The 11,073-nt window shown below is 36.2% G+C and carries 15 protein-coding genes; 10 read left to right on the top strand and 5 right to left on the bottom strand.

Annotated features, from left to right (window positions below; genetic code table 11):
- The first annotated feature begins 66 nt into the window (after positions 1-66).
- From Q0612_RS11940 to Q0612_RS07275, 8 genes are all read left to right on the top strand, one after another.
- A complete protein-coding gene (locus tag Q0612_RS11940; protein WP_367181706.1) occupies positions 67-222 on the top strand; it encodes a DUF5348 domain-containing protein in 156 nt (51 codons plus the stop codon).
- A gap of 110 nt (positions 223-332) precedes the next feature.
- Complete coding sequence (locus Q0612_RS07305; RefSeq protein ID WP_293823398.1) at positions 333-788, top strand: DUF3791 domain-containing protein; 456 nt, start codon at positions 333-335, stop codon at positions 786-788.
- A 352-nt stretch (positions 789-1,140) separates the two neighbouring features.
- Positions 1,141-2,775 (top strand): MobA/MobL family protein, encoded by a 1,635-nt coding sequence (locus Q0612_RS07300; RefSeq protein WP_298882730.1) that lies wholly within the window; start codon positions 1,141-1,143, stop codon positions 2,773-2,775.
- Between the two features lie 264 nt (positions 2,776-3,039).
- Positions 3,040-3,579 (top strand): hypothetical protein, encoded by a 540-nt coding sequence (locus tag Q0612_RS07295; RefSeq protein WP_298882727.1) that lies wholly within the window; start codon positions 3,040-3,042, stop codon positions 3,577-3,579.
- A gap of 79 nt (positions 3,580-3,658) precedes the next feature.
- Positions 3,659-3,904 (top strand): type II toxin-antitoxin system Phd/YefM family antitoxin, encoded by a 246-nt coding sequence (locus tag Q0612_RS07290; RefSeq protein WP_298882722.1) that lies wholly within the window; start codon positions 3,659-3,661, stop codon positions 3,902-3,904.
- Between the two features lie 224 nt (positions 3,905-4,128).
- Positions 4,129-4,722, top strand: a complete 594-nt coding sequence (locus tag Q0612_RS07285) for a type IV toxin-antitoxin system AbiEi family antitoxin domain-containing protein (protein ID WP_298882719.1) — start codon at positions 4,129-4,131, stop codon at positions 4,720-4,722.
- The gene (locus Q0612_RS07280; RefSeq protein ID WP_298882715.1) at positions 4,719-5,546 is read left to right on the top strand and encodes a nucleotidyl transferase AbiEii/AbiGii toxin family protein; all 828 of its coding nucleotides are present in this window, start codon (positions 4,719-4,721) and stop codon (positions 5,544-5,546) included. The genes Q0612_RS07285 and Q0612_RS07280 overlap by 4 nt, the downstream gene beginning before the upstream one ends.
- A gap of 30 nt (positions 5,547-5,576) precedes the next feature.
- Complete coding sequence (locus Q0612_RS07275; protein ID WP_298882712.1) at positions 5,577-5,705, top strand: hypothetical protein; 129 nt, start codon at positions 5,577-5,579, stop codon at positions 5,703-5,705.
- Between the two features lie 705 nt (positions 5,706-6,410).
- Here the strand turns inward: Q0612_RS07275 and Q0612_RS07270 are convergent.
- Both Q0612_RS07270 and Q0612_RS07265 read right to left on the bottom strand, forming a co-directional pair.
- Positions 6,411-6,953, bottom strand: a complete 543-nt coding sequence (locus Q0612_RS07270; RefSeq protein ID WP_298882709.1) for a B-box zinc finger protein — start codon at positions 6,951-6,953, stop codon at positions 6,411-6,413.
- A gap of 19 nt (positions 6,954-6,972) precedes the next feature.
- Positions 6,973-7,194: a helix-turn-helix domain-containing protein gene (locus Q0612_RS07265; RefSeq protein ID WP_298882706.1), complete on the bottom strand. Its 222-nt coding sequence runs from the start codon at positions 7,192-7,194 to the stop codon at positions 6,973-6,975.
- 215 nt (positions 7,195-7,409) lie between these two features.
- Here Q0612_RS07265 and Q0612_RS07260 point away from each other — a divergent pair, with 215 nt between their 5' ends.
- Positions 7,410-8,177 carry a helix-turn-helix domain-containing protein gene (locus Q0612_RS07260; RefSeq protein WP_298882703.1) on the top strand — a complete coding sequence of 256 codons (768 nt, stop codon included), beginning with the start codon at positions 7,410-7,412 and terminating at the stop codon, positions 8,175-8,177.
- Positions 8,178-8,511: 334 nt separating this feature from the next.
- On the opposite strand, the gene Q0612_RS07255 is transcribed toward Q0612_RS07260, so the two are convergent.
- Together Q0612_RS07255 and Q0612_RS07250 are read right to left on the bottom strand one after the other, a co-directional pair.
- Entirely contained in the window at positions 8,512-8,664 is a 153-nt protein-coding gene (locus Q0612_RS07255) for a hypothetical protein (RefSeq protein ID WP_293556841.1), read from the bottom strand.
- 174 nt (positions 8,665-8,838) lie between these two features.
- Positions 8,839-9,174, bottom strand: coding sequence for a nucleotidyltransferase family protein (locus Q0612_RS07250; protein ID WP_293556839.1), 336 nt, complete (start codon positions 9,172-9,174; stop codon positions 8,839-8,841).
- A gap of 202 nt (positions 9,175-9,376) precedes the next feature.
- Between Q0612_RS07250 and Q0612_RS07245 the strand changes: the two genes are divergently transcribed.
- The gene (locus tag Q0612_RS07245) at positions 9,377-9,796 is read left to right on the top strand and encodes a hypothetical protein (protein WP_293556837.1); all 420 of its coding nucleotides are present in this window, start codon (positions 9,377-9,379) and stop codon (positions 9,794-9,796) included.
- A gap of 237 nt (positions 9,797-10,033) precedes the next feature.
- Here Q0612_RS07245 and Q0612_RS07240 read toward each other — a convergent pair whose 3' ends face one another.
- Positions 10,034-10,315 (bottom strand): hypothetical protein, encoded by a 282-nt coding sequence (locus tag Q0612_RS07240; RefSeq protein ID WP_293556835.1) that lies wholly within the window; start codon positions 10,313-10,315, stop codon positions 10,034-10,036.
- Between the last annotated feature and the right edge of the window lie 758 nt (positions 10,316-11,073).

Raw genomic sequence — 11,073 nt, 5'->3', positions numbered from 1 at the left:
CAGTCAATAAGGGTTATAGGTTACCTTTATCAACCTAAATACATTATATAAGGAGATGAACGAGAATTGCATTTTGGTAGTAGTTTTGAAGTTTTGCTAGATGAACAGTGGATTACCACAACAATAGAAATGCAATGGACTAATGGCGTAGGGAAATATTATCTTACGACGCGAGCGCTATCGTTGGAAAATATTGTTACCTATAAAGTACCGGTACGATAAAATAGATGAATTAATCAAAAGCAGTATTAATAAAATCAATATAGCATAGCTGAATGTGTTGTTGTTTTTTAGTGTGTGAGCTACAATAAGTATTAAGGAGGAACGCAATCATGTTAAATGAACTTATCTTTTTTGAAGTACGTATCTTTAGAATGTTCTGCGAAAAAATGCAAGTTTCGCCTGCTGATACTAATAAATTGTTTGAGATGTATGGTGTATGGAAGTATATTGAAGATACGTATGATATGTTAAGTTTAAGTAGTGACGAGTGTGCTGCTAACGATATTTTGGTGATGTTAAAAGCGAATGGTATTAAGCTTAGAAGTGAAACTTGTAATAAACCGGAAACTGTTAATGATAAAATTACCGAACCCAAAAGGTTTTGCGCCGATTTGATTTTGACTGATGCTATTATGGACATGGCTGACGAGGAAGGGATCATATTGCAAGAAGCTAGAAACAAAATTATAAATTCTAATGCTTATATAGCCCTATATGATTTTGAGACTGGATTATGGGAAAACGGGCCAGATTACTTTAGGGACTTTTTTCGAAGGATGATATAAATTAATAATAGCTAATAGCTTTAAAGTTGAGCCCTGGCTGATATAAAGCTAGGGCTTTTTTCATGCAACGATATTCTAAAATCCCTTGTAATGAGCAAACGATTGTGTTAAAATAAGATAAGAGAGTAACGAAATTTACGTTCTCTTCCTGACGCATAGCGTTAGGCGCACTTACGCGTTTCCAATACCAAGGCTTTGCCTTGGTGGAAACGCAGTGCGAGGATGCTAAAAATAATAAAATATAACACAATCCTTAAGCAAGGAGGACGAGGACTAACAGTCCCTCGTCAATTGCAAGCTTAGCTTGCTGAATTGCTTAAGGATTTTTTATTTTAGAAAGAAGAAAGCAGCCATGGCAACCTATCATTTAAGCCTTAAAAATGGAAAAGTGGGTACTGCAGAGCAGCACGCAGATTACATACTGCGTGAGGGACGCTACAGTGGAGGAAAACGTGCGGAAGAATTGGTCTATAAAGATGCCAATCTCCCGCGTTGGGCTATGTCTGCATCTGCTTTTTTTGCATACGCTGACAGATATGAACGCACTAATGGCAGAGCTTATACAGAATTCGAAATAGCTTTACCGAATGAGCTAACGCATAAAGAAAACGAAAAATTGGTAAATGATTTTATTGCTACCCATATAGGGAATAATAAAGTATGGGCATATGCTATCCATAGCAAGCCTGCTACGTTCGACGACTCACAAGAACAAATACATGCACATATAATGATTTGCGAACGTATTGTAGACGATGAAATGGTAAAAGCCAAATCACCCTCTAAATTTTTTAAAAGATACAATGCTAAAAATCCTAAAAATGGTGGCTATCAAAAAGACAGAAGATTTTCTGGGTATACAGAAAGCAAAGATAATTTAAAATTGATTCGTCAATCCTGGGAAGACATGATTAATGCCGAATATAAAACTCATGGAATAGATAAAGTTGTATCCTGCAAAACTTTAAAAGCGCAACGTGATATAGCAGCTGAAGCAGGAGATGAAGATATGGTTGAATTTTTAAACCGTACTCCTCAGGAACATCTCGGCCCGGCTCTCGCATATAAAACCAAAAAAATCATTGAAGAAAATGGTTATGATCAAGAAAATATCGACAATACCTTGGACAAAATTTATCAAATGAGTGCCAAGGCTTTTGGTGTAATTATAGATAAAATTCAAAAAGCACGTAAAGCCGCTGAATTAAAATACAAAAAACAAATTGAATTAGAACGTAAAGAAAAGGAATATAGTGAAAAACGATTAGCAGAGCTTACTACTTCTGGCGAAATAATCAGAAAAGATTTTGTAAAATTACTTGGTTCAGTTAATAACCAAATAAAATATAACGAATCTGCAATTATAAGAATTGAAAAAACAATAACTCCGATTGATCAAATGCCAAGCAAGGTACTTAATATTATGACCAGCGGCAGATTTGAAAAATTGCAAAAAGAAGGTGAAGCAATAATCAGCCTTAAAAGTAGACTAAAAAAAATCTTAAGCCTATACGGTCCCAAAGAATCTATGCCTAATAATATACGAGCAGAGTATAACGAAAAAGGACGAGCTTACAGAATCCTAAAAGCTGATTATGAAAAGCAAGATGCAGAAATACACAGCTTCATCAGCTCTGAAGCAGGTGATAAATGGTATAAAAAATTGATAAAAGAAATGCTCGAACAAAGTAAAGACATGGAGAATCAAAAATTGAATCTACTCAAATTAAATAATGAGTATAGAGAATTGCGAAAAGAGATTATCGAAGTTGGCAGAAAGATAAACCCGCACTTGCATTACAAAATGAAATCTAAATATCGTGCTCCGGAACTTGGCAATGGAGCATCAGCTATATTTGACGCAAGAAATGATATAAATAGTCTGTTAAGTAATATCATCAATGCAGGCAGAGAAAATATAAAACAAAACAAAATGACCGTGGACTTGAATAGTAAAAGTAAAAAAAATACTGGATGGGAAATCTAACCTTAGCAAGTTTGTAGTTATTAAAGTTATCTATGTTGGTATTCTAACTATAGTTAGATCAATAATTGAAGTTACAAATTTAACTACAGGTATATTAATAATTCAAGTTATAATGCTAACTATAGTTATGTCGATAATTAATGTTATAATACTAATTGTTATCATATTCACAATTAAAGTTATGGTGTTTATATTGCTCTATAATATATATACAATAGACTGATGTATCATGCTCTGCTATAATAAAGGCAAGGAGGGGATGAGATGGACGACAAGGTATTAATGACGCTTTTATTTGCTGAAGGATTGATAGGATGTTTATTGGCAATTCGCTATTTTGAGCTAAAAATGACATTTTCATCCTACATTTGTATTAACAAATCTGGCTATGGCATTTTTTGGAGAAAAAGAAAGCTGGAAAAAATATACGATATTGTTTTATTTTTGATAAGCTTAGCTTTATTCATACTCCCAGTAAAAATGCAGATTTATACTGATATTAATTTGTTGTATAAGCTGTTGGTGTTAGATTTTGCTGTGATATTTATACTAGCTCGCATGAATGTTGTATTCAATAAAACTTTAGTCCATAATGTCCTCTTGCATTTGTTGATAAGAATTGAAAAAGAGGATATTGTGAGACGGTTTACCTATTCAGAGGCTGAAGAGATTTTGGTTGATTATAGAAAAACCTTGCCATGGTACGATGAAGGTCTTACGATACTAGCATGCAAACCATTGCTAAACAAGTTATTGTTGGAAGAGCTACACTATGTAAAGTATAGATATTGTGGGCATTGGTAAGTTTGGTAAATATAGTGATGCTGATATATATATTCAATGATTTTGCCTTACATTCTTGAAGCAAAGGGGGCCTATAACTATGTTAGCTGTAAACTACTCTACTCTCAAAAACAATTTAAAAGATTATTGTGATGAAGCAAGTGATAATAATCAAACTATTATTGTTACTCGTAAAAAATCAAAGAGCATTGTTATTATGAGCCTTGATAATTATAATCAGCTTGTGAAAAATGCCCGCAATGCAGAATACCTTGCTAAGCTTGATAGAAGTATGGAGCAAATCAAGAGTGGCTTTGGTGAAGTACATGAAGAAAAGAACCTTTAGATTATAGTAATAAGCCAGAAGTAAAAAATAGGCCTGGTTGTAGTAGACATATAGATTATTAATGATAAAGATAAAATTAGCAGAGTTGGTATGAAAATGCCGACTCTTTTTTTGCTCAGAGGTGTGTCCTTATTAAATATTTTTCAAATGATTGCTCCACCCTGTTGACTTACATCGTAATTATAAATATAATATTATTGAGTTGACATAATTGAGGTGAGTGTATGGATTACATGACTGAACTTACCGCTATTGCAAAATCGCATGGCGGAATTATCAAAACAAAAATAGCAGCACAACATGGCATATCCAAAGCAATGCTTTATAAGTTGTGCAAAGAAGATAAAATACAACGCATTGTAAAAGGTCAGTACATTCTTCCCGATGATATGCAGGATGAGTTGCTGGCGATCAGTAATCGTTCTGAAAAAGTAATATTTTCTCATGAAACAGCCCTTTACCTACATGGGATTTCCGACAGAACTCCATTCGAGCATACGGTTACAGCACCGTCCGGTTGTATTCCATCTGTAGCAATCAAATCTGAATGCAAGGTATATTACATCAAACCCGAATTATTTGAGCTTGGCAAAACAACGATGAAGACATCTGCAGGAAATGATGTTACTGCATATGATCTTGAACGCACGGTCTGCGATATAATCCGCAGTCGCAACAAGTTGGGAACAGAAACTTTCCTTGCGGCATTAAAACTGTATGCAGCTAACCCAAAGAAAGATTTGAATAAACTAAACTCTTACGCAAAAAAGATGCGAGTGTCTAATATCCTGCGTCAGTATTTGGAGGTGCTTCTGTGAGTAAAGCAATGAGTCTGAAAGCAAAAATTCGCAATATTGCCAAGCAGAAAAATATTCCTGCACAGGTCATTTTGCAGAACTATATGTTTGAGCGTTTGCTTGTCCGTTTGTCTGCTTCTGAATACAAAGAGAAGTTTGTATTAAAGGGTGGAATGTTGGTAGCAGCGATTGTTGGTCTCGACAACCGCGCAACGATGGATATGGATACCACGCTCAAAAACCTTCCCCTAACACCGGAAGCAATTCGCAGTGCATTGGAAGATATCTGCGACATCACATTCGATGACGGCATTGTGTATGAAATTGGCACAATCTCTCCCATTCGTAAAGATGACATTTACGGCGGATATCGTGTCATGCTAAATGCCAGGTTCGATATTATGCTGACACCGCTTAGCATCGATGTATCAACCGGGGACATAATTACGCCTCATGCGGTGCAGTACAACTTCTCCGAGATTTTTGATGACGAGAAATCATACGAGCTGTGGGCATACAACATTGAAACAGTTATGGCGGAAAAGGTGGAAACTATTTTGCGACGCGGCATATTCAACACCCGTCCAAGAGATTTTTACGATGCCTACATACTGACTACAACGCAGAAATTTGATATTGCGGTCTTTGAGGATGCATTGAAAGCAACGGCAAATCACCGCGGTACTACAAATCAGATCGCAGATGTTCCAAGTATTCTTCATAACATTGAAGAAAGTCCGGAACTCAAAACGATGTGGGATAAATACCGCAAGCAGTTTTCCTATGCAAATGATATTACGTACGAGCAAATTATGGATTCCATAAAGGCTTTGCTCAAATATTAAGCATGTAGATAATATTCGGAGGGGAATAGCATGAATAACGACCTTCTTAAAAGATATATTGATGATCAACCTACAAAGATTATAACAAAGCTCGATTTTGCAACAGGAAAACTTTCCTATGATAAGATTGTTCGTAAGCGTCAAACAGGAACCCGTTAAAACGTCCCCATATGAAAAAAGACCGCCGTCGGCGGTCTTTTTTCACATTCAAATTATTTCCCTCTCGTAAATTGCAAGAACAAGTTGCAGCAACATTAGCAGGAGCAGTTTTTACAGGTAAGGCTTGAGAAATCTCAGCAAATACAGGAGCAGCAACAGATGTACTTGCTTGTACTTCTGTAGAAACGGAGCAGAACACCTTTTTCTGCCATGTATAGAATGTAGACAGCTTGATTCCGTGCTCTTTGCACCAAATCTTTACAGGAAGCCTGCTGCTATGACATTCCTGCACACGCTTAGCTCCGTTTGCGGTTTGGTGTTATGAGCGACTGTTTGTATAGAGTTATTCATTAATCTCACCAACTATAATAAAGTCTAGGTTGTAGTTCCATGTATTTGCCTAGAAAAAATCTGCGCAAACGTCATGTCTACGCAGATAGTATACTATTAAATTGTGAGATTGGTAAGCCGTGATTTTATTTGACGCTTACATAGTTATGTCTATATTTAACGTTATGACACTAATTATAATTATATTAATGAGGCTGAAACAAACGCATCCTCACAAACTAAAAAAGAGCAGGACTTGGAGTATTTTCTCAAATCCCTGCTCTTTCTATAATAAGCTTTCGTTGTTTTGTAGTGATTTAATTCTAATGGCAAAGTAACCCGTTGTATGTTGTTGGCTCTAACAAGCTAAAAATATCAATACATATCAGCAACTGCCTCTTGCACCTGGCTTAAAATTTCTAGGTCCTTTTTATATTGCATTCTTGTTCTAACATATCCAATGATATTCATGATAAGCGCAATAGGTGCAAAAATCGTATAACCAATAACCCAACCAACAAAATATGCTACAGGACTTTTAGCCATAGCTGTTGCATTGTAAACTTGAGAACCAATGGACTGTGGTTTTTTATTACCGCCAAGATTTATAATAATAGCTGCAATCAGAAAATATGCAAACATATCATAAATACCATCGGCTTTAGTAAAATATTCAATTAAACCCCATACAATAAACAGTGAACAAAAACCAAGCTTAATAGCACGCTTTTTCAGCCATTTAGACTCATAATCAACTATGCTCTGCGCTTCATTCAAGCTGCATCGTGGACACATAGCCTGCCCGGTACCATTGGCCGTTCTAAACAACGCCTTTTTCTCACAGGCGTGGCACATGGCTACACCACATTTTGCACAAGTAGCTACAGCTTCTTCTTCATGATGAATATAACACTTCATAAAAAACACAACCTTTCTTTTATTTACGCAGAAGATTTTCTACGTTAAAATACTCTTCAACCCAAACCATCGGAATTAAAATCTTATTTCCTATAGTAATTGCCGGTATCTCTTTTTTCTTAATCAAATCATATATGGTATAAGGCGTAACAACATTATCACCAAGATACTCACAAAATTGCTTTACTGTTAAAAATCGTGGTTTTGTTTTCCTTCCACCGCTTTGTTCCTTTTCGTTCATACAAGACATCATCCCTTTAATTTTATAAATCGCTTTGGTTTTTTTGGATATTTTTTTCTTATTGTATCTGCTTTTGTATTTTGATATAATTAGAAAAAGTCTTTTTCTATCGGTTCTATTGATTTTGTTCATTATATTATGTTCGTTTTAAAAGAACTTCTTGATTATTATTATACTCGTATACTTGTTTTTGTCAAGTTTTTTGGAGGCCTTTTATGCATTTTTACGAAGCAAACGAATTTCACGTCCATCGAGAAAGTTTTGAAGAGCGTGCTTACGATAATTTTCGTTACAATTTTAAGAATATCCGCCAAGCACATCATCTTACCTTAGCTGATATGGCAGATATTCTCTGCCTACGCAGTCGCTCAACCTTATCCGAGTTAGAAAATGGCAATCATAAAAAAATGCTGGCTATGGACAGCATGATGCAATTAAGTAAAGTATTTGCAGTTTCTCTGGATTGGTTATTCGGCTATACATCCAATCCATACTGCGAACCGCAAATAATGGATATAGAGGATGCCTTATTAGATATTTACAGACGGTATGATCCGCTGGATTATATGGAAATACATGATACAGAAAACGTTGAAATCTGGCTGCCTAATGCATATCTTGATTACCAAACACGCAAAAAGACATATTCATTACCTGTACGTGCCAATATATGTTTTCTTTTTCATTGCATGATGCTTAATGAGCTTTATGATTCCTTGCCTTCTATTCTGCGTCCGGAAAGATTAGAGCATGCTCGTTCCGAAGAGGAAATCACCTATTTCTCTAATCAAAAATCAATGTATGAATCCTGCATTTTCAACTTAGTGCGCGGAACTGAAATCAACGATATCTATAAATATAAGCGAGGAAGTTACTTCACTGATTTAGAGCAATCTTATAGGAATGAACAATTATTAACACAATTGCTGCAGGGTAAAGAGAATGCTGCTGCGGTGTTCGATATCACCAAAGAAACTGATTAGTAATATAAAGTACACATCATGCCTTATGGCGATACAAGAATATATGATAAAAACATAGTGTTCAAAGGCTGGGGCTTGCCCCAGCCTTTTCTATCTTCGCCAGCATCGGCTATAACTAATTAGTGCAAATCTACTACGCGCTCGGCAGCAGGAAACACGACACCTAATAGGTCAAGATCAAAAGAAAAGCTCGTAAAAGCAGGCTAGTATGAGCTAGCGAGCAATTACGAGCTTAAATATTAGAGTGTTTGAACCACTGTGTACCGAACGGGATGCACGGTGATGTGAGATGTCGACTATTCAAATAATGAGCAGTATCCTGCTCAATTAGAAGTTAATCTGCTTTTTGCTGTTGCTGCAGCATAGCATTTTTGGCTTGCTCTTGTTTGTAAGCTTGTTCAAAGAAAGCTGCACGCTCTTCAGCAAGCTTCAATCGAGCTTTAAAGTTTTCCACTTCTTCAGGAGTGTAGGAATATAGTATCTGCATAGGAATCACCTCTTTCATAATAAATAAAAAAGCACCTGTCAAGCTCGACAGATGCCACTGGCCCAGAAAGCCAGGCACGACCTCAACGCGTATGCGAAGCTACCCGTGCAACTAAATACAGTATATCATCAGATTATATTAATAGCAAGAGTATTTTTGCTACCCATTGACATATCAGAATGTAGATTTCCATAATACCTTCCCGTCTTTTTTGATGTTTTTGAAAAACGGTGTAATATTACCCCATTCATTAAATTGCCTATTGTATATCAGGAGTACAGATATAACTTTATTGTATTTTAGTTCTAACTCTACAACAAAGTCAATCATATCGTTATGCATTTTATCCGTATAATCGTCGAGAATTACCGCTATATCTATATCTGATTCTGACGTTGCGGTTCCTCTTGCTACAGAGCCATATAATATTATTTCTTTGACATTTAGAGCAGTGAAGGTTCGAAGCAATTGTGGTATAAGATCAGAAATGAGCATGTCTATGTTATTCATGGCACAGTCTCCTTGCTGTTATCATAACTTTTCAAGATAATTATAGCATTATAATGAGTGTTATAGCAATTAAGTAGCGCAGCTGGCGCAGTAAGTCAAGAGCTTTTCAGCTACGCTGCGCTTCGCTGAACTCTGCTCTTGACTGATTGCGTCAGCCACGCTGTTGATTTAGGCATCTTAAAATAAAAGGAGATGTCTAAAAATGTTTAATTTAACCAAACCAACCGTACCGACATTAGAATACCAAAAAGCGCGTCAAGCGCATAAAGCACTTGGTAGAGAAGATCGCTTTCTGGCCCACATGTATTGCACCCATAACCCGTTTATACGTCATGTATTGAAGCTGAGGCAGTATGGTCGTTGTCCTGTATGTGGCAAGCTAATTAGTCCAGAATCGCCAGCTAATGTACATCATCTCAGCTATTCGCGCTATTGCGGATCTAGAACAAGTGAAATCAAATGCTTTTTTCCTAGAGACAATGGCATGATTTACGCAATGACGCCTAATTGTGAGTTATGCTATTATGATTGTCCGGAAAAAGCCGAAGCATGTATGAATAATCTAGTGCTATTACATAGTGCTTGCCATGACAAGTTACATAAAACCCATTGTGATTTTTAGCAATAAAGTTATATTTTGATTTCGCTAGAATAAAAATTCCTAAAGTAGATTCTTTATATTGCAGCCATCTACTTTAGGAGGTTCCTATCATCTACTCCTGATTGTCCAAAATCTTGCAGCTCGTCATTGGTAAGCGTAAATCCTTTGCCCATTTTGTCATGTTTAGGAGACCATTCCCTGATGTTGTACTTAGGCTTACGCTCGTTCTAGGACATAAGGTTATCATCATTTTTTGCTTCAGTCATAGCTAATCTCAACCTTCTTTATTGGCGCAAGAAACTTCTGAGGTTCAATATACAGATTATCTAAAATCGGTAATAAATCTATATAATCCTCTTCCAATTTATCCTCATTTTTATTTTTACAAAGTACAACTATATAGCCATTATCCCATTCTAAAACTTTTGTATACCTTTCCAATCGTTTCCCGGTCAAAAAAGTTATCACTCTATCACGAAACCTAAAAAAAGTATATTCGCCTTTATTGCTTAAAAAAGCAGTATTTAACGTATTAGTCATAAGCAAACACCTCGATTAACTAACAATGCTCTGTACTTTCCCTCTTAATCAAAGTTTAGCACAGACAAAAATTAGTGTCAAAAATCTTTAACAGGAACATCTTTCTTTAACATCACGTATTCATAAATCAGCGGGTTTTTATACTCTGCAAGGAGTTTTTGCCTTCTAAAATATGCAGTTCTAAAGTAACTAAGCTGGTTTTTGATGTTAGAGATTCAAGTAAAAAATAAAAAAAGAAAAATATAAAGAATTTTTTTCGGGCAGCAAGCTACCCTGCAAAAAATTACGCTAGCGCGAACAGCAAGGAAAAGATAATACCGGTACTAAAATCAAAAATATTAATGTCAGCTAAGCCCCAAAAGCCCCAGAGGGGGCTTATCTAACAAGGGAAAGGCTGATACAAATACTCTCACTGTTTAGCAAATTGGGGCCCCACCCACGCCGGTGGGCACCCCAATTATTGGGGGATGGCGCGTTGTCTACCTATTGTCGCTCTAATATAGGTGTTAATGCTGTTATTGAATTTAAAATTTGATTATAACTGTACTATATATGGAAAAATGATAGCTTATATACACCATATATTGTGGATGATAACGCTAGTGGAGAGAGTCTTGAATTCGTAATCAGTAGGTCGCAGGTTCAAATCCCGTCAGTAGCTCCATTAAAAAATCAAGCACCCATGCGGTTTTCGCGTGGGTGCTTTTTTTGTGGTGCGCCCAGCATGGGCGATAACTAGGTGGTGAAAGTCCACTACG

The sequence above is a fragment of the uncultured Phascolarctobacterium sp. genome (assembly GCF_937920985.1).
Classification (GTDB): Bacteria; Bacillota; Negativicutes; order Acidaminococcales; family Acidaminococcaceae; genus Phascolarctobacterium_A.
Note: the sequence above shows the minus strand (reverse complement) of the source record. Positions and strands in the feature narration are given on the sequence as shown.